This window comes from Streptomyces sp. NBC_01214 (genome assembly GCF_026340975.1).
Lineage (GTDB): Bacteria > Actinomycetota > Actinomycetes > Streptomycetales > Streptomycetaceae > Streptomyces.
In genome coordinates, this window is the sequence record NZ_JAPEOS010000001.1 from 1,736,909 (window position 1) to 1,754,955 (window position 18,047).

17 protein-coding genes are annotated in these 18,047 nt (G+C 73.4%); 7 read left to right on the forward strand and 10 right to left on the reverse strand.

Translation table 11 applies throughout. From position 1 onward, the window contains the following. Positions 1-113: 113 nt before the first annotated feature. The gene (locus OG594_RS08145) at positions 114-1,274 is read right to left on the reverse strand and encodes an alkaline phosphatase PhoX (protein ID WP_266596653.1); all 1,161 of its coding nucleotides are present in this window, start codon (positions 1,272-1,274) and stop codon (positions 114-116) included. Positions 1,275-1,484: 210 nt separating this feature from the next. On the opposite strand from OG594_RS08145, the gene OG594_RS08150 reads away from it, so the two are divergent. Together OG594_RS08150 and OG594_RS08155 are read left to right on the forward strand one after the other, a co-directional pair. After that, positions 1,485-1,949, forward strand: coding sequence for a group III truncated hemoglobin (locus OG594_RS08150; protein ID WP_266596655.1), 465 nt, complete (start codon positions 1,485-1,487; stop codon positions 1,947-1,949). Between the two features lie 126 nt (positions 1,950-2,075). Then, a complete protein-coding gene (locus OG594_RS08155) occupies positions 2,076-2,483 on the forward strand; it encodes a VOC family protein (protein WP_030010766.1) in 408 nt (135 codons plus the stop codon). A 58-nt stretch (positions 2,484-2,541) separates the two neighbouring features. On the opposite strand, the gene nirD is transcribed toward OG594_RS08155, so the two are convergent. The 3 genes from nirD to OG594_RS08170 are packed head-to-tail and all read right to left on the reverse strand — an operon-like array spanning position 2,542 to position 6,768. Beyond that, entirely contained in the window at positions 2,542-2,874 is a 333-nt protein-coding gene (gene nirD / locus OG594_RS08160) for a nitrite reductase small subunit NirD (RefSeq protein ID WP_266596657.1), read from the reverse strand. Further along, on the reverse strand, positions 2,871-5,396 hold the full coding sequence (nirB, locus tag OG594_RS08165) for a nitrite reductase large subunit NirB (RefSeq protein ID WP_266596659.1): 2,526 nt from the start codon (positions 5,394-5,396) through the stop codon (positions 2,871-2,873). Before nirB ends, nirD begins: the two co-directional genes overlap by 4 nt. Position 5,397: 1 nt before the next feature. Further along, a complete protein-coding gene (locus OG594_RS08170) occupies positions 5,398-6,768 on the reverse strand; it encodes an NAD(P)/FAD-dependent oxidoreductase (protein WP_266596661.1) in 1,371 nt (456 codons plus the stop codon). Between the two features lie 157 nt (positions 6,769-6,925). Here OG594_RS08170 and OG594_RS08175 point away from each other — a divergent pair, with 157 nt between their 5' ends. The 3 genes from OG594_RS08175 to OG594_RS08185 all read left to right on the forward strand — a co-directional run bounded on the left by OG594_RS08175 (position 6,926) and on the right by OG594_RS08185 (position 9,449). Next, positions 6,926-8,221 carry a ferric reductase-like transmembrane domain-containing protein gene (locus tag OG594_RS08175; protein WP_266596663.1) on the forward strand — a complete coding sequence of 432 codons (1,296 nt, stop codon included), beginning with the start codon at positions 6,926-6,928 and terminating at the stop codon, positions 8,219-8,221. 124 nt (positions 8,222-8,345) lie between these two features. Further along, positions 8,346-8,636 carry a hypothetical protein gene (locus tag OG594_RS08180; RefSeq protein ID WP_266596665.1) on the forward strand — a complete coding sequence of 97 codons (291 nt, stop codon included), beginning with the start codon at positions 8,346-8,348 and terminating at the stop codon, positions 8,634-8,636. Positions 8,637-8,672: 36 nt separating this feature from the next. Beyond that, positions 8,673-9,449, forward strand: coding sequence for a TSUP family transporter (locus OG594_RS08185; RefSeq protein WP_266596667.1), 777 nt, complete (start codon positions 8,673-8,675; stop codon positions 9,447-9,449). A gap of 33 nt (positions 9,450-9,482) precedes the next feature. Here the strand turns inward: OG594_RS08185 and OG594_RS08190 are convergent, their stop codons facing one another. Together OG594_RS08190 and OG594_RS08195 are read right to left on the reverse strand one after the other, a co-directional pair. Continuing rightward, positions 9,483-10,139, reverse strand: a complete 657-nt coding sequence (locus OG594_RS08190) for a class F sortase (protein WP_030012033.1) — start codon at positions 10,137-10,139, stop codon at positions 9,483-9,485. 129 nt (positions 10,140-10,268) lie between these two features. After that, entirely contained in the window at positions 10,269-10,811 is a 543-nt protein-coding gene (locus OG594_RS08195) for a hypothetical protein (protein WP_266596670.1), read from the reverse strand. Positions 10,812-11,069: 258 nt separating this feature from the next. Here OG594_RS08195 and OG594_RS08200 point away from each other — a divergent pair, with 258 nt between their 5' ends. Continuing rightward, entirely contained in the window at positions 11,070-11,516 is a 447-nt protein-coding gene (locus OG594_RS08200; protein ID WP_266596672.1) for a gamma-glutamylcyclotransferase family protein, read from the forward strand. Positions 11,517-11,524: 8 nt separating this feature from the next. On the opposite strand, the gene dnaG is transcribed toward OG594_RS08200, so the two are convergent. The 4 genes from dnaG to OG594_RS08220 form a co-directional block, all read right to left on the reverse strand. Next, positions 11,525-13,450, reverse strand: coding sequence for a DNA primase (gene dnaG / locus OG594_RS08205; protein ID WP_266596674.1), 1,926 nt, complete (start codon positions 13,448-13,450; stop codon positions 11,525-11,527). 34 nt (positions 13,451-13,484) lie between these two features. Further along, complete coding sequence (locus OG594_RS08210) at positions 13,485-14,759, reverse strand: NAD(P)/FAD-dependent oxidoreductase (RefSeq protein ID WP_266596676.1); 1,275 nt, start codon at positions 14,757-14,759, stop codon at positions 13,485-13,487. 93 nt (positions 14,760-14,852) lie between these two features. Continuing rightward, entirely contained in the window at positions 14,853-16,178 is a 1,326-nt protein-coding gene (locus OG594_RS08215) for a deoxyguanosinetriphosphate triphosphohydrolase (RefSeq protein ID WP_266596678.1), read from the reverse strand. A gap of 36 nt (positions 16,179-16,214) precedes the next feature. Then, positions 16,215-16,949 (reverse strand): sirohydrochlorin chelatase, encoded by a 735-nt coding sequence (locus OG594_RS08220; protein WP_266596680.1) that lies wholly within the window; start codon positions 16,947-16,949, stop codon positions 16,215-16,217. Between the two features lie 330 nt (positions 16,950-17,279). On the opposite strand from OG594_RS08220, the gene OG594_RS08225 reads away from it, so the two are divergent. After that, positions 17,280-17,990, forward strand: coding sequence for a vancomycin high temperature exclusion protein (locus tag OG594_RS08225; RefSeq protein WP_266596682.1), 711 nt, complete (start codon positions 17,280-17,282; stop codon positions 17,988-17,990). The last annotated feature ends 57 nt before the right edge of the window (positions 17,991-18,047 follow it).

The following is an 18,047-nucleotide window of genomic DNA, read 5'->3' on the forward strand; positions in this document are numbered from 1 at the left end:
TGCGGGGGCGCTGCCCCCGAGCCCCCGCGCCTCAAACGCCGGCGGGGCTGGGAGGGAGCGCTGGCGGGGCTGGGAGGGGTGCCGGCGGGGTTGGGAGGGGGTGCTGGCGGGGCTTAGATGCGGAAGGGGCCCGTGACCTCGTAGGTGATGCCGCCGGACGAGCTGCCGCTCGTACCGCGCTGGCTGGAGAAGTAGAGCCGGTTGCCGGCGGGCGAGAAGGCCGGGCCGGTGATCTCGGAGGAGGACTGGCCGGTGATCCGCAGGAAGGGCGCCACCACGTCGTCCGGGGTGATCACGCAGATCTCCATGTTGCCGCCGTCCTCCGCGACGTACAGGTCGCCGTACGAGGACCCGGTGACGTTGTCGACACCGGTCAGCGGGGCCGCTCCGCCGGGCACGAGCGAGTCGTCGTAGGCCAGCTCGTACGTGTTGTTCGTGAGGTTCAGCTGCCAGACCCGGTTGTCGCCCTTGGTGGTGAACCAGACCGTGTTGTTGGCGTAGTGGCAGCCCTCGCCGCCGTTGAACTTCTTCGAGCCCGAGACCTGGCTGCGGGTCGCGGTCGGCGAGCCGTCCGGGTCCGGGACGTTCTGCCAGGTGAAGGAGCCGGAGGTGGCAGTGCCGGCCTTCAGGACCTGGAGGGTGCCGGAGGAGAGGTTGCCCCAGGTGGTCGGGATGAAGCGGTAGAAACAGCCGTTGGTCTCGTCCTCGGTCAGGTAGATCACCTGGCGCACCGGGTCGGCGGCGGCCGCCTCGTGCTTGAACCGGCCCATCGCAGGACGCTGCACGGCCGCGTTCACCCCGTACGGGTCGGTCTCGTAGACGAAGCCGCGGTCGACCTCCTCGCAGGACAGCCAGGTGTTCCAGGGGGTCTTGCCGCCCGCGCAGTTCTGCCGGGTGTTGGAGAGGATCCGGTAGGCGCCGGTGACGGTGCCGGAGGAGTTGAACTTCACTGCGCTCGCGCCGCCGGAGGGGTTGATCTCCGAGTTGGACACGTAGATCCAGCCCGAGCCGTCGGTGTAGCAGGCGCCGCCGTCGGGGGCGCTGTGCCAGGTGTACGAGGTGCCGCTGACGGTCTGGCCCGAGCGGGCGACGACCCGGCTGGTGAAGCCGCTGGGGAGCATGATGCCGTTGGCGTCGGCCGCGCCGAGCGCCCCGTAGGGTCCGGCACCGGGCTGGGCGGGGGCGGCGTAGGCGGCCCCGTGCATCAACGTGCCGCCGAAGGCGGCGGCCGACGAACCGATCACTGCGCCGCGCAGGAAGGTACGACGTTCCACGGTCACTCCTGTGGGAGGAAGGCCCCGCGGCCGGTCGGACACGGGGTCGCACGCGTGGAGGAACCTAGGACGTGCCCGTTGCCGTGGCGCCAACTCCCCGTGACGCACGAGCGACCGCCCGACGTGCATTCCGCCGGCCCCTGCGCGGCGCGGCGCGCCGCGGGACTTTCCGCCCCGGGTGGGCTCCCGGTGGGGGAGGATGGTGCAGCAATGGACTACTTCGCCGCCGCCGACATCTCGGGCCGTGCCGACCTCGACGTCGTGCTGCGCCGCTTCTACACGGCCGCCTTCGCCGACCGGAGGATAGGGCCCTTCTTCACCGAACTCGCGGGTACGGACCTGGACGCCCACCTGCCCCGGATCACCGATTTCTGGGAGCGGGCCCTCTTCCGCACCGCGGACTACCGGCGCGACGCCTTCGCCCCGCACGCCGCCCTGCACGCGGTGCGCGAGCTGACCGCCGCCGACTTCGGCCGCTGGGTGCAGCTGTGGAGGGCCGCGATCGACGGACTGCACCGGGGGCCGAACGCGGAGCGGGCCAAGGTGCAGGGGGAGCGGATCGCGCTGACCCTCCACCAGCGCCTCGCCGGGCCCGGGGCCTCGCTGCAGGGCGAGGACGCCGCCGGGTTCGTCCCGCTGGCGGTGCTCGAGCTGCGCCTCGTAGCAGTGGCCTGACCTGCGATTTCGCAGGCCCGGTAAGAAAATTCGAAGAAACTTCGCGGGGAGCGATGAGTTTCCCGGGGACCCGAGGTCTACCTTTCGAAAGCGCCGAGCACCACACACGAGAGAAGAGGGACCTCGATGTCCGCCACCATGATCTTCGTCAACCTGCCGGTCAAGGACCTGGACGCCAGCAAGGCCTTCTGGAGCAAGCTGGGCTACTCCTTCAACGCCCAGTTCACCGACGAGAACTGCGCCTCGATGGTCATCAGCGACACCATCGTCGCGATGCTCCTGACCGAGGCCCGCTACAAGGACTTCACCCACAAGGAGATCGCGGACGCCACGAAGACGTCCGAGGTGCTGCTCTGTCTGAGCGCCGAGAGCCGCACCGCGGTCGACGAGCTCGTGGACGGGGCCCTGGCGGCCGGCGCCACCGAGCCCCGGCCGGCCCAGGACCACGGCGTCATGTACGGCCGTGCCTTCGACGACCTCGACGGTCACACCTGGGAGATCATGTGGATGGACCCGTCGATGGTCCAGGGCTGACCACCTTCCCGAGCACCTCCCCGGCCACCTCCCACCCCACGGTCACGAGGTCAGGCGCTCACGAGGTCACGGCGGTCCGCACCGGGTAGGTCCGGACCACCGTCTCCTCGTCGTCCAGACAGCGCCCCGACTCCAGGTCGAAGCGCTGCTTGAGCAGCGGCGAAGCCACGAAGGGCCGGCCCCCCGCCGTCCCCACCAGCCCGCGCGAGAGCACCTGCGCCCCGGTGAAGGGGTCCTGGTTGCCGATGGCGTACGGGCGCCCCGCGCGGTCGACGAACACCGCGGCCTGGCTCCCGTCGGGCAGCAGCGCCGCCACCCCGCGCCCGGGGATGAGCGAGGACAGCTCGCACACCGTCAGCCAGCCCTGCGCAACCTGCAGTTCCACGGTCATCGGACGGGTCCTCCTATGGTCAGGACGGCCAGGTCGGGCTTGACCTGGTCGCGCTCGGGAACGAACTTCACGGTCGGGTCGGGGGCGCCGGGCGCGTTGACGAAGGACACGAACCGGCGCAGCCGCTCCGGGTCCTGGAGCGTCTCGGCCCATTCGTCGCGGTAGTGCGCCACGTGGTCGGCCATCAGGGCCTCCAGCTCCGCGCACAGTCCCAGCGAGTCGTGCACGACCACGTCCCGCAGGTGGTCCAGGCCCCCCTCCAGCCGCTCGAGCCAGGTGGAGGTCCGCTCCAGCCGGTCGGCGGTGCGGATGTAGAACATCAGGAACCGGTCGATCAGCCGGACCAGTTCCGCGTCCGACAGGTCCTGGGCCAGCAGGTCGGCGTGGCGCGGGGTGGCCCCGCCGTTGCCGCCCACGTACAGGTTCCAGCCACTCGCCGTCGCGATGACGCCGAAGTCCTTGCTCTGTGCCTCCGCGCACTCGCGGGCGCAGCCGGAGACCGCCGACTTGAGCTTGTGCGGCGCGCGCAGTCCCCGGTAGCGGAGCTCCAGGTCGATGGCCATCCGCACGCTGTCCTGGACCCCGTAGCGGCACCAGGTCTGCCCCACGCAGGACTTCACCGTGCGCAGGGCCTTCCCGTACGCGTGCCCGGACTCGAACCCGGCGTCGACGAGCCGCGCCCAGATCCGCGGGAGCTGGTCCACGCTCGCGCCGAAGAGGTCGATCCGCTGACCACCGGTGATCTTCGTGTAGAGCCCGAAGTCACGGGCCACCTCGCCGATCACGATCAGCTTGTCGGGGGTGATCTCACCGCCGGGGATGCGCGGGACGACCGAGTAGGAGCCGTTGCGCTGCATGTTCGCGAGGAAGTGGTCGTTGGTGTCCTGGAGGGCGGCCTGTTCCCCGTCCAGGACGTAGCCGCTCGCGCCGAGGGTCGGGGCGAGCGAGGCGATGATCGAGCCGACGGTGGGCTTGCAGACCTCGCAGCCGTCGCCGCCGCGGGCCTCCGGGCGGCCGTGGCCGTCGAGGATCTCTTCGTACGAGGTCAGCCGGCGGGTGCGGACGATCTCGTAGAGCTCGGCCCGGGTGAAGGAGAAGCAGCCGCACAGCCCCTTGTCGGTGGCGGCGGGCAGCAGCTGTCCGATCACCTTGACGCAGCTGCCGCAGCCGGTGCCCGCCTTGGTGCACTTCTTGACCTCGGCGAGGGTGTCACAGGCGGCGATGGCCTTCTTGGTGACGTTGTGGCAGGAGCAGATCACCGCGTGGTCGGGGAGCGCGGACGGACCGAGCGCCACCGGGGCGCCGACTCCTGCCGGCAGCACCAGCTGCTCGGGGGCCACGGGCGGGACGCTTCCGGTGAGCGGGCGCAGCAGCCCGTAGGAGTCCGCGTCGCCGACCAGCACCCCGCCGAGGAGGACGCCGTCGGGGGAGACGACCAGCTTCTTGTAGACCCCGGAGCGGGAGTCCGACCAGACGACGTCGAGGCTGTCCGGGGTGGCGCCGTGGGCGTCGCCGAAGGAGGCCACGTCCACGCCGAGGAGCTTGAGCTTGGTGGAGAGGTCGGCCCCGGTGAACTCCTTCGCGCGGCCCAGCAGGTCGTCGGCGGCCGTCTCGGCCATCTCGTAGCCGGGGGCGACCAGTCCGTAGACCCGGCCGTCGACGGCGAGGGCGCACTCGCCGATGGCGTAGACGTGCGCGTCGGAGGTGCGGCAGCGGGCGTCGACCGCGATGCCGCCGCGCTCGCCGACGTCCAGGCCCGAGTCGCGGGCCAGCTGGTCGCGGGGACGGACGCCGGCGGAGAAGACGACGAGGTCGGTGTCGACGGTGGAGCCGTCGGAGAGCCGCATTCCGCTGACGTGGCCGTCCTCGCCGGTCACCACCTCCTGGGTGCCGACGCCGGTGTGGACGGTCAGCCCCATGGACTCGATGGTGCGCAGCAGGGCCGCGCCGCCGCCCTCGTCGACCTGTACGGGCATCAGGCGCGGGGCGAACTCGACGATGCGGGTGGCCAGGCCCAGCCCCTGGAGTGCGCCGGCGGCCTCCAGGCCGAGGAGACCGCCGCCGACGACGGCGCCGCAGACGCGGCCCTTCGCGTACTCCTCGATCGCGAGGAGGTCCTCGATCGTGCGGTAGACGAAGCAGCCGGGGGCGTCCTTGCCGGGGACCGGCGGCACGAAGGGATAGCTGCCGGTGGCCAGCACCAGGACGTCGTACGGGAACACCTGCCCGGACCGGGAGGTGACCCTGCGGGCGGCCCGGTCGATGTGCTCGGCGGGGTCGCCGAGGTGGAGGGCGATGCCGTGCTCCTCCATGAACCCGGCGGGCGTCATGGACAGGTCCTCGGCGGTGCTGCCGGAGAAGTACGAGGTCAGGTGCACGCGGTCGTAGGCGGGCCGGGGCTCCTCGCAGAGCACGGTGATCCGGTGCGTGGCGGTGACCCCGCGCTCGGCGAGTGCTTCGAGGTAGCGCTGGCCGACCATGCCGTGCCCGATGAGCACGATCGTGGGCAGGGGCTCGGTCATGTCAGTGGCCTCCGTCGTCGGTGAGCAGGTGGAACAGGTCGTGCGGTGCTTCCTCGCCCTCCCAGGTGCGGGCGAGGGCCCCCACGGTGGAGAGCTCGCCGAGCAGGACGCCGCCGACGAGGCGGTCGCCCCGCAGGACGACCTTGCGGTAGGTGCGGCGGGTGGCGTCGGCGAGGCGGACCACGTCGTCGCCGGGCAGGGGGGTGGTCTCGCCGAAGGCGGCGAGATCGAGGGAGCGGTCCCCGTCGGTGGTGAGGGTGAGGCGGGTGAGGGCGCGGGTGCCGGTGTACTGCGCGGGCTCGCCGGTGACGCCGGTGACGCCGGTGAGGAGCGCGGCCAGGGCGTCGGCTTGCTCCAGGGCGGCGCCCGCGAGGCCGTACACCTGGCCGGCGTGTTCGGCGCAGTCGCCGATGGCGTGGATGCGGGGGTCGGTGGTGCGGAGGTGGTCGTCGACCACGATGCCGGTGCGGACTTCCAGTCCGGCGGCCCGGGCCAGGCCGGTGCGGGGGCGTACGCCGCAGGCGAGCACGACGACATCGGCGTCGAGCCGGTAGCCGTCGGCGAGCTCGACCCCGGTCACCTTGCGCGGAGTTTCCGTTCCGCCCCGCCGTTTCCCGGGCTCCGCCCGGACCCGGTCCTCGAACGCCGGACGGGCTGAAGAATCGGCCCCGCCGTCGTTTGAGGCGCGGGGCCCGGGGCGGAGACCCGGCAGCGGAGCCGCGGGCGACCCCGTCGTGAGCAGGCCGCGGACCCGGCATTCCGTGTGGATCTCGACGCCGAGCGAGGTCAGGTGCGCGTGCAGCAGGGCGGAGGCGTCCGCGTCCAGCTGGCGCTCCATCAGCCGCTCGCCCTGCTGGGCGAGGACCACCTGCGCCCCCCGGGCGGCCAGCGCACGGGCCGCCGAGACGCCCAGCAGGCCCCCGCCGATCACCACCACGCGGACCCCGGGCCGCACGGCCGCCGAGAGCGCCAGGCAGTCGTCCATCGTGCGGAAGGCGTGCACCCCGTCCGGGAGGTCCCGCCCTTCGGGTTCGAACAGCCCGCGCAGCGGCGGGAGCACCGCGTTCGAACCGGTGGCCAGCACCAGCGTGTCGTACCGGGCCACCGTGCCGTCGTCGCAGTGCACGGCCTGCTCCGCGCGGTCCACGCGCACCGCCCGCACCCCGCGCCGCAGCGCCGGGCCGGGTGCCGGCAGGGCCGTCACTTCCGGCGCGTACCGGCCCGCGAGGACCTCGGCGAGCAGGACCCGGTTGTACGGCACGTGGGTCTCCTCGCCGAGGACGGTCACGGCCGCGGCCGGGCCGAGCCGCTGCGCGAGCCGCAGGCCCGCGAGGCCGCCGCCGATCACCACCACACGCTGGTCCGAGGTCATGCCATGAGCGTGCGCGGCCGCTGTTTCCCCACGGCATCGCCCCTGTTACCCGGACGGAACGCCGACCTCAGCGCCGGGGTTAAGGGTCGGTGAGGCCTTCCTCAAGGCCGGCTTAAGCACCATCAGGGCCGCCACCTGCGCCCTTAGCGTGATCCGTATGCGGAATGCGGTGGTGCGGGTGAGGGGCGGGATGCTGGGCGGTACGGGGGTGGTGACCCTGCTCTGGGCGGCGCAGGTGCGGCCCTCGGCCCGGCCCGACGCGCTGTTCGCCACCGCCGCGCACCTGTCCGGTCTGCTCGCCGGGTACGGGGTGCTCGTGCTGCTGTTCCTGATGGCCCGGGTACCCGCCGTCGAGCACGGGGTCGGCGCCGACCGGCTCGCGCGCTGGCACGCGTTCGGCGGCCGGTACGTCCTGCTGCTCGTCTTCGGGCACGGGCTCTTCGCCCTGCTCGGGTACGCCGTGCACGAGGGAATCGACGTGGTCTCCGCCGCCTCGGAGCTGCTCGGCTACCCCGCGCTCGCCGCCGCCGCGGCCGGGACCGTCCTCCTGGCCGCGGTCGGCGTGACCTCCGCCCGGGCGGTACGCCGCCGGGTGCCGCACGAAACCTGGCGCGGGGTGCACCTGCTCGTCTACCTCGCCGCCGCCCTGGCCTTCGGGCACCAGCTCGCCGGGCCCGATCTGGCCGCGGCCGCCTGGTTCTGGGCGCTCGCCCACACCGTGGTCGCCGTCCTGCTGCTCTGGTACCGCGCCGTGGTTCCCGTACGGCAGGCCCTGCGGCACGCGCTGCGGGTCGCGGACGTCCGGGTCGAGGGCCCCGGGGTGGTCTCCGTCGTCGTCTACGGACAGCACCTCGCGGAACTGCGCGCGGAGCCGGGCCAGTTCCTGCGCTGGCGGTTCCTCCAGCGGCGGCTGTGGCACACCGCCCTGCCGTTCTCGCTGTCCGCGCCCGTCCGGGGGAACGCCCTGCGGATCACCGTGAAGGGGCTCGGCGGCCACTCCCGCCGGATCCGCCGGCTGCGCCCCGGGACGCGGGTGCTGGCCACCGGGCCGTTCGGCGCGCTCACCGCCGCCCGGCGGACCCGGCCCAAGGTGCTGCTGATCGCGGGCGGGGTCGGGATCACCCCGATGCGGGCCCTGTTCGAGACGCTGCCCGGGGGCCCCGGGGACATCACCCTGCTCTACCGGGCCGGGGCCGAGGAGCACCTCGTGCTGCGGGCCGAGCTGGAGTCCATCGCCGCCGAGCGGCGGGCCGGTCTGCACTACCTGCTCGGGCCGTCCGGCGCGGCCTACGACCCGCTGGCCCCGCAGGCGCTGGCCGCGCTGGTGCCCGACCTGGCCGAGCACGACGTGTACCTGTGCGGGCCGCCGGGGATGGCCGGGGCGACCCGGACCGCGCTGCTGCGGGCCGGGGTGCCGGCCGGCCGTATCCATTCGGAGTGCTTCAGCTTCTGAGCCGCGCGCCACTGCCCGCGATCCCCGCGATCCTCGCGTCCCTGCGTACCGCGTCCTGCGTCCCTGCCGTCCCTGCGTCCTGCGATCCCTGCGTTCCCGCGTTCCCCCGAGGAGTCACCGCCCCATGCGTCACCCGCTGCACGTCGCCCTCTCCGTACCCGTCGGCGCCGAGGCTCCCGCGGCGGCCGTGGCCGCGGCCCGGCACCGCAAGCCGCGGCGCCCCTCGCCGGTGCGGGCCGTACTGGCCGCGCTGGCCTCCGTACCGCCCGCGCAGCGGCTGGCGGCGGGGCTGGGGGCGGTCAGCGTGTTGGCCGCGACCGTGCTGACGACGGCCGTGGACCCGGCCGCTCCGGTGGCCCCGGACCGGGTCCCGGCCCGGCAAAGCTCAACCTTTGCGCAAGTTTCAGGGAATTGAATGGTCGCTGCACCGACAGCTCCATAAGGTCGGTTCGTGCCTGACATATCAACGACCATGATCATCGTGTTGTGCGTGGCCGCGGCTGCGGCCGGCTGGATCGATGCGGTGGTGGGCGGCGGCGGCCTGCTGCTTCTGCCCGCGCTCCTCCTCGGTCTGCCGAACGCCCACCCCGCCACCGTCCTCGGTACCAACAAGGCCGTGGCCATCGTCGGCACAGCCGGGGCGGCCGTGACCTACGCCCGCAAGGCCCCGGTGAACGTGAAGCTGGCCGTCCGCATCGGCCTGGCCGCGCTCGCCGGCTCGATGGGCGGCGCGGCGCTGGCGGGCGGCATCAGCAAGGACGCCCTCCGCCCGCTGATCATGGTGGTCCTCGTGATCGTTGCGGGCGTCGTGATCTTCAAGCCGGGCTTCGGCACCGCCCCCTCGACCGCGCCCGTCAGCCGGCAGCGGGTGCTGCTCGCCATCGGACTCGCGGGCCTGGGCATCGGCTTCTACGACGGCCTCATCGGGCCCGGCACCGGCACCTTCCTGGTACTCGCGCTCACGGCACTGCTCCACCTCGACCTGGTCACCGCCTCCGCCACCGCCAAGATCGTGAACTGCTGCACCAACGCCGGGGCGCTCGCGATGTTCGCCTACCAGGGCATGGTGCTGTGGCAGCTGGCCGCGCTCATGGCGGTGTTCAACCTGGCCGGCGGCATGATCGGGGCCGGTATGGCGCTCAAGAAGGGCAGCGGCTTCGTCCGCGGCGTGCTGCTGACGGTGGTGGGCGCGCTGGTGCTCAAGCTCGGCCTCGAGCAGTGGGGCTAGACGGCCCAGGAGGCCGCTAGGCCCTGACAGGACCTAGTACGTCCCGGTGAGGTGCGCGAAGACCACCACGTTGCCGCGGTAGCCCGTGCGCGGCGAGAAGCCGCCGCCGCAGGTGATCACCCGCAGTTCGGCGCGCGCCGAAGGCCCGTACACGCGGGTGTCGGGGAAGGCCTTGGCGTCGTAGACCTCGACCGCGTGCACCGTGAACACCGCCGTACGGCCGTCCGCGCGCGGGATCTCGATGGAGGCCCCGCGGCGCAGTGCGCCCAGGTGGTAGAAGACCCCCGGCCCGGCGGCGTCGTCCACGTGCCCGGCGATGACGGCGGTGCCGGTGGCGCCCGGGGTGGTGCCGTCGCGGTACCAGCCGGCCAGGTCGCGCCGGTCCGGCGGCGGCACTTCGAGGCTGCCGCGCGGATCCAGGCCGAGCCCGGTCAGCGGGGCGTCGACCCGGATGGAGGGGATCCGGATCCGGGCCGGCGGGGAACCGGGGAGCGGGGCGATCCCCGGACCCACCACGCCGGCGGCGGTCAGGGACTCGGCGGGGGAGGGCAGCGGCGGTCCGACGGGCTCGCGCGAACCGCTGGTCACGAGCCAGATGCCGACGCAGGCGGCGAGCGCGACGAGTCCACCGTGGCGGGCGGTGGGGGTGCGGGGGAAACGGTTCCGCGCGCCACCGAAATCGCCACCCATGCGTACCCCCTCGGCTTCCGTTTCGGGGTGACTGGCCGTCGCCCGGCCCCGCGAACGGGGGGACCTCGCGGGGCGGGCGACAGGGGACGGTACCGGTCGGACCGCGGCCGGAGCCGCGGTGGGCGTCCGTCAGCTCCGCGTGCCGCTCGCCCGGCGACGCAGGAGCCAGGTACCGCCGACGGCGGCAGCGGCCAGAACGGCCGCCCCCGCCGCGATCTTGGCGGGGTCGGTGGTGGTGGTCGTGCCACCGCCCACCCCGGTGTTGACGTGGCCCTGCGGGCCGCGCTCGGTGACGATCAGATTGCCGGTGGCGAACTTGCCGTTCGCGCAGGTCGCGCCGATGGCGTAGGTGCCGCCACGGGTGCCGCGGGCGATCTGGAACTGCCCCACGACCACCTCCTTGTGGGTGCCGGGGACCAGCTTGAACCGGCCGCCGCCCACGGTGGTCGCATCGCCGTCCGCGTGGCTGCCACTGCCGCAGGCCGTGGTGTTCGCGGTGACGGTGGCGCCGGGGGCGGCGGACTTGGGCCACACCTCCAGCGGCGCGAAGTCCCCGGGTGCGAAGCCCACCACGCCGAGGTCAGCGGCGGCGACCGCGCCGGCGACCGGCCCGGTGAACGCGGCGGCGGTCAGCGCGGTCGCGGTCAACAGGTGTGCGGTACGTCGGCGCATGGGACTCTCCTGGAGACACGGGGTCGTGCTTCCGAGGAAACCCGGCCCGCCCGCCGTGCGCCTGCTGATGTTCCGTCAGGTGTGCCTGCCTGTGGCCCGACCGGGGGTCGTCCTCGCAGGTCAACACGTGTATGGCGGCCATCGGTGCACCCCGCGCCGTCCGGGTGACTCCGGCGGTGCGTACGGTTGTGGGGCGCGGGGAGGCCGGGACCTTCGGCCGGCCCGCGCACCGCCGCGCCATTGCCGAGGGAGGGCCCCGTGACATCGGTCGAACGGCTACCGGACCCGAGCGATCCGCTCCCGTTCTTCGTCTACGGGACCCTGCGCCCGGGCGAGGTCAACCACGACCTCTTCCTGCGCGGCCGCACGGCCTCGGAGGAGCCGGCCGTCCTCCCGGACGCGGCGCTCTACGACGGTCCCGGATATCCGTACGCGGTCCACCATCCCGGCACGGCGGTCGTCGGCGAGCTGATCACGGCGGTGCCGGGCGCCTACGGGAAGCTGCTGGCCGCGCTGGACCAGCTGGAGGAGTACGGGGGCCCGGGCCGCCCGGGGAACGTCTACGACCGGATCGCCCGCCCGGCCCTACGCCCCGACGGCACCACGGTCCGCGCCTGGGTCTACCTGGCGGCCCCGCTGATCGCCCGCGACCTGCGGGAATCGGGCACCGAGATCCCCGGCGGCGACTGGTTCAAGCGTCGCTGAACCGCGGCCTACAGGCCCTCGGCGCCGCGGTTGCGCAACCGCTGGCCGTACTGCTGGAGCACCCACAGCTCCTCCTGGACGGCCGCCAGTTGTTCCGGCGGGGCCTGCGGGCCCAGCCGCGACAGCGTGCCCTGGATCTCGTGGACCCGGCGGTCGACGGCGCGCAGCCGCACCTGGACCAGCTGGACCCCCGCGTACATCTCGTCCACCGTCTTCGCGTGGATGGCCTCGACCGCCAGCTCCGTGACGAGCGCGCGCACGGTGTCGTTCGGGGCGGCCCCGCGGACGCGGGCCAGGTAGTCCTCCGTGCCGAGCGAGGCGCCGCCCGCGTCCAGGATCGCCTGGCGCACGGCCGCGTAGGGCGGGGCGGTGAACTCGTCCATCCCGTACGCGTCGAAGGCCGGGGAGACCAGGGCGGGCCGCTGGAGGGCGAGCTTCAGCAGCTCGCGCTCGGTGCGGTGGGCCGGGCTCCGCAGGTTCAGCGCGGGGCCCCCGGCCGGCTGGGCGGGGGCCGCGGGGGCGTCCTCGTAGGACGGGCGGCCCCGCTGCGGCTTCCCGCCGGGCCGGCCGCCCTGCGGTCCGTCGCCCTGGCCGCGCTCGCGGGCCCAGCGCGCCAGCTGTGCGACCCGCTTGACCACGAACTGCTCGTCGCGGATGCCCAGCATGCCCGCCAGCTGGACCGCCGACTCGTGCTGGATCGCGATGTTCTTGATGTGGGCGACGACGGGCGCGGCCTCGTCCAGGGCGGCCGCCCGGCCCGCCGGGTTCTCCAGGTTGTGCCGGGCGACGATGTGTCGCAGCGCGAACTCGAACAGCGGCGTGCGGGCCTCCACCAGGCCGGCCACGGCCGCGTCGCCCTGCGCGAGGCGCAGGTCGCAGGGGTCCATGCCGCCGGGGGCGATGGTGATCGAGGTCTCCGCGGCGAACTTCTGGTCGTCCTCGAACGCCCGCAGGGCGGCCTTCTGGCCCGCCGCGTCGCCGTCGAAGGTGAAGATCACCTCGGCGGTGGCGTTGTCCATCAACAGCCGGCGCAGGATCTTGATGTGGTCCCCGCCGAAGGCGGTGCCACAGGTCGCGATCGCGGTGGTGACCCCGGCCATGTGGCAGGCCATCACGTCCGTGTAGCCCTCGACGACCACGGCCCGGGAGGTCTTCGCGATCTCCTTCTTCGCCAGGTCGATGCCGTACAGCACCTGGGACTTCTTGTAGATCGCGGTCTCGGGGGTGTTCAGGTACTTCGGGCCGTTGTCGTCGTCGCGCAGCTTGCGCGCGCCGAAGCCGACCACCTCGCCGCTGATGTCGCGGATCGGCCACATCAGCCGGCCGCGGAAGCGGTCGATCGGCTTGCCGCTGCGGCTGTCCTGGGCGAGCCCGGAGGTGATCAGCTCCTTGTCGGTGAAGCCCTTGCCGCGCAGGAAGCGGGTCAGGTGGTCCCACCCGGCCGGGCTGTATCCCACGCTGAAGTGCGCGGCCGCGGCCTGGTCGAAGCCGCGCTCCGCCAGGAACTTGCGGCCGATCTCGGCCTCGGGGCTGCCCAGCTGGTCCACGTAGAACTGGGCGGCGGCCTTGTGCGCCTCGACCAGCCGGATGCGGTCACCGCGGCCGCTGGTGCCCGCGGTGTAGCCGCCCTCCTCGTACCGCAGGGTGATGCCGGCCAGGCCGGCCAGGCGTTCGACCGCCTCCGAGAAGGAGAGGTGGTCGATCTTCATGACGAAGTCGAGGGTGTCCCCGCCCGCCTGGCAGCCGAAGCAGTGGTAGAGCCCCTTGCTGGGGCTGACCTGGAAGGAAGGGGACTTCTCGTCGTGGAAGGGACAGAGGCCCTTGAGGTTGCCGCCGCCCGCGTTGCGCAACTGGAGGTACTCGGAGACCACGGCGTCGATCGGGACCGCGTCCCGTACCGCCTTCACGTCGTCGTCGTTGATCCGTCCTGCCACCCGTGAAGTCTACGGCCGGGCGCCGGCAATCCGGTCAGGCCCCCTCGGCCTGCACCAGGGAGTCAAGCGGAATGGATGGGTCCGCCAGCGCCTCGCGGTTGACCGGGGTCTTCGACCTGATCAGGGCCTGGATGTGTTCGGTGACGTCCCACACGTTCACGTTCATCCCGGCCAGGACCCGCCCCTCCGACAGCCAGAAGGCGATGAACTCCCGCTTGCCCGCGTCCCCGCGGATCAGCACCTGGTCGTAGCCGCCGGCCGGCGCGTACCCCGAGTACTCCAGGCCCACGTCGTACTGGTCCGAGAAGAAGTACGGCACCCGGTCGTAGCCGACCTCCTGGCCCAGCATGGCCCGCGCGGCGGCCGGCCCGCCGTTCAACGCGTTGGCCCAGTGCTCCACCCGCAGCCGGGTCCCGAGCACCGGGTGGTGGGCGGCGGCCACGTCCCCGACCGCGTAGACGTCCGGATCGGAGGTGCGCAGGGAGGAGTCCACCGCGATCCCGCCGCCGTGCTCCCGGTCGACCAGGGCCAGCCCGGCGGTCTCGGCGAGCGCGGTCCGCGGGGCGGCCCCGATCGCGGAGAGCACCGCGTGCGCCGGGTGCTCCTCCCCGTCGTCGGTCCGGGCGGCCAGCACCATGCCGTCGTGGCCCACGATCTCGGTCAGCCGCGCCCCGAAGTGGAACCGCACCCCGTGATCGGCGTGCAGGTCCGCGAAGAGCCGGCCGATCTCCGGGCCGAGCACCGCGTGCAACGGCGTGGCCTCCGGCTCGACGACGGTGACCTCGGCGCCGTAGCCGCGGGCCGCGGCGGCCACCTCCAGCCCGATCCACCCGGCGCCGGCGATGAGCAGGTGCCCGTTGTCCCGGCCGAGTCCGGCCAGTACGCCCTTCAGCCGTTCGGCGTGCGCGAGGCGCCGCAGGTGGTGCACTCCGGCCAGGTCGGTGCCGGGGACGTCCAGGCGGCGCGGCTCGGCCCCGGTGGCCAGCAGCAGCTTGTCGTAGAACAGGACGGTGCCGTCGCCGAGGACCACCTTCTTGGCGTCCCGGTCGAGGTGCACGGCGGGCTGGCCGAGGTGCAGCTCGATGTCGGAGGCCGCGTACCAGGACGGCTCGTGGACGAAGACGCTCTCCCGGTCGTCCTTGCCGGTCAGATACCCCTTGGACAGCGGGGGGCGTTCGTAGGGGTGGTCGCGCTCGTCGCCGATCAGGATCACCCGCCCCGTGAACCCCTCGGACCTCAGCGTTTCGGCCGCCTTCGCCCCGGCGAGCCCCGCGCCGACGATGACGAACGTCCGGTGTGCGTCGACCACCTGATGCCTCCTCATAACCTCTCCGCCACATGCGAGCACATGCGAGCGTCCCGCACCGAGCCTGCCGCGTGAAGGGGGAGTGGCTCGATCAGCTCACCTTTCGGCGCGTCGGCCGCGCCGGGTGAGGCGTGCGTGAAGGGAACGGGCGGATGCATCGGTGAGGCACGCGATCTGGTCGATGACCGCCCTCTTCCTGGCCTTGTCGTCCGGGGCCGCGTCGAAGATCGCCCGGAACTGCGGGTCCAGCCCCTCGGGGGCGCGGGCGCTCAGCGCCTCCGCGAGTTCGGCCAGGACGATGCGCTGGTCGGCGCGGATCCGCTCCTGCTCGTCGCGCTGCATCACGTACAGGTCGGCGACGGCCTTGAGGACCGCGCACTCGTTGCGCGCCTCGCGCGGGACCACCAGTTCGGCACCGTACCGGGTGAGGCGGCCGGAGCCGTACGCCTCACGGGTGGCTCCCTCGGCGGCCAGGCAGAACCGGCCGATCAGCTGGCTCGTCGCGTCCTTCAGCCGGGACTGGGCGAGGGCCGAACCGTCGTACCCGTGCGGCCACCACTCCTGCTCCATCAGCCGGTCGAGGGCGGCCCGCAGCTCCTCGGGCGCGGTGTCGGCGGGGACGTACCGGCCGATGGCCACCTGCCAGATCGCCGTCCGCTCGGGTTCGGCGTAGAGCATGTTGGGGTCGAGGTGGCCGGCGTGCAGGCCGTCCTCGAAGTCGTGGACGGAGTACGCGACGTCGTCCGCCCAGTCCATGACCTGGGCCTCGAAGCACTTGCGGTCCGCGGGCGCGCCGCGGCGCAGCCAGGCGAAGACCGGCAGGTCGTCCTCGTACGCGCCGAACTTCACCGAGTCGGGGTCGGTGGGGTGGTCCCCGCGGGCCCACGGGTACTTGGTGGCGGCGTCCAGGCAGGCCCGGGTGAGGTTGAGGCCGACGCTGACGAGCTCCCCGCTCACCGGATCGGGCACGAACCGCTTGGGCTCCAGACGGGTCAGCAGGCGCAGCGACTGGGCGTTGCCCTCGAAGCCGCCGCAGTCCTTGGCGAACTCGTTGAGCGCCTCCTCGCCGTTGTGGCCGAAGGGCGGGTGGCCCATGTCGTGGGAGAGGCAGGCGGCTTCGACGAGGTCGGGGTCACAGCCGAGCGCGGCGCCGAGCTCCCGCCCGACCTGGGCGCACTCCAGCGAGTGGGTCAGGCGGGTGCGGGGGCTCGCGTCCCAGTCGTAGGAGCGGCTGCCGGGGGTGACGACCTGGGTCTTGCCGGCGAGGCGGCGCAGCGCGGCCGAGTGCAGTACGCGGGCGCGGTCGCGCTGGAAGGCGGTCCGGCCGGGCCGTTTGTCGGGCTCGGCGGCCCAGCGTTCGGTGTCGGCCGCGTCGTAGCGGCCGCAGTGGTCGTCGGTGAGGGCGTGCGTGGTGCCTTCCATGGAGAGACGGTAACCGGAACAACTGACAAACCGGGATCAGGCGGAGACGAGTTCCGGCCGCACCAGGTCGATGCCCCCTACGGGCAGTGCGCGGGCCTCGTCGTACCGGTGCAGCAGCAGCCGGGCCAGCGCCGGGTGATCGCCCAGTGGGGCGGCGGCGGGGCCGGGCGCCGCCGCGGCGGTCTGGGTGGCGAACCGGCCGGGCGCGGCGAAGTACGAGGCCACGGCGATCCGGTGGTGACCGCGGGCGGCGAGGGACCGGACCGCCTCGGGCGTGCTCGGCGCGGCGGCGGAGGCGTAGGCGGGGGTCACCGGGACGCCGCCGAGGCGTTCGGAGAGCAGGGCGGCGGTGCGGCGGGTGTCGGCCGCCGAGTCGGGGTCGCGGGAACCGGCGGCGGCCAGCACGACGGCCGAACCGGGGGCCGGGGTCCAGCCGGTCTCCAGGAGCCGCTCGTACAGGGCCTCGACGAGCAGCGGGTGCGGGCCCAGCGGGGCGGCGACGTGGGTGAGCAGGTGGCCGGCCCGGGCGGCGGCCGCGGGGAGGTCGCGCTTGACGTGGTACCCGCGGCCGAGCAGCAGCGGGACGAGCACGGCCGAGCCGGACAGCCCGTCCAGGGTGTCGTCGAGCAGCGGCTCGTTCAGCTCGACGTGGCCGAGCCGGACCTCGAGCCGGGGGCGGAGTTCGCGGACCCGTTCGAGGAGGGCGAGGGCGGTGTGCAGGGCGCGCGGGTCACGACTGCCGTGGGCCACGGCGACGAGGGTGGGCTGCATGGGCGGACTCCGGGTCGGCGCAGGCCGCTGAGCTGGGTGCCCAGCTGGAGGGTGATGCGGCCGAGCAGCTCGGCCGTGCTGTCGAAGGGGAGGGCGGGAAACTCGGGAGGGTGCACCGGCTCCGTCATGAACCGATCCTCCGCTCCGGAGGTTGCCGGTGCGTTGCGCGGGGATGACGGGTCTTTGCCGTGTGCTCACAGGGCGGTCGGCGCGGCTGTTCGGAGCCGGCCCGGCCGGCTGCGCATCCGCCGGAGGTCGGGTCCGGGCGAACCGCGCGGCCCCGGTACGCGTCCTGACCAGCGGACGAGCAGCCGAGACACCAGGGGATGGATGATGCGCCGACCGCGCCTGCCGAGAGTCGAGTGGAGCCGGGCGGTGGCGGCGCTGCGCAGCGTACGGACCCGCCGGCGGGCGGTGCAGGCCGTCATGGCGGGCTGCGTACTGGTGCTGCTGCCCTCGGCGTGGATGCACGCGGTGGCCGCGGACCGGCTGCGGACCACGGCCGACGCACCCGCCGCCGAGGTGGCCGTGGTGTTCGGTGCGGGCCTGCTGGGGAGCCGGCCCACGCCCTACCTGGCCGACCGGCTCGACGCCGCCGCCGAGCTGTACCGCACCGGCAAGGTCAAGGTCGTCCTCGTCACCGGGGACAACGGCCGGCACGACTACGACGAGCCCGACGCGATGCGCAGGTACCTCACCGCGCACGGGGTGCCGGACGGGCGGATCGTCAGTGACTACGCGGGCTTCGACACCTGGGACTCCTGCGTGCGGGCCAAGGAGATCTTCGGCGTGGAGCGGGCCGTGCTGGTCACCCAGGGCTTCCACATCCGCCGGGCCGTCGCCCTGTGCCAGGCGGCGGGCCTGGAGTCGTACGGCGTCGGGGTCGCCGACGTGCACGACGCCACCTGGTACTACGGCGAGGCCCGCGAGGTCTTCGCGGCGGGCAAGGCCGCGCTGGACGCGGCCTTCAAGCCCGCACCGCGCTTCCTGGGGCCGAAGGAGGAAGGGGTGTCGCAGGCCCTGGCCGCTCTGGCAGACTGACGGCCGCGCCGGATATGCCGATTAGTCATATGCCGGTCAGTCCGTACGAGAGCGTCA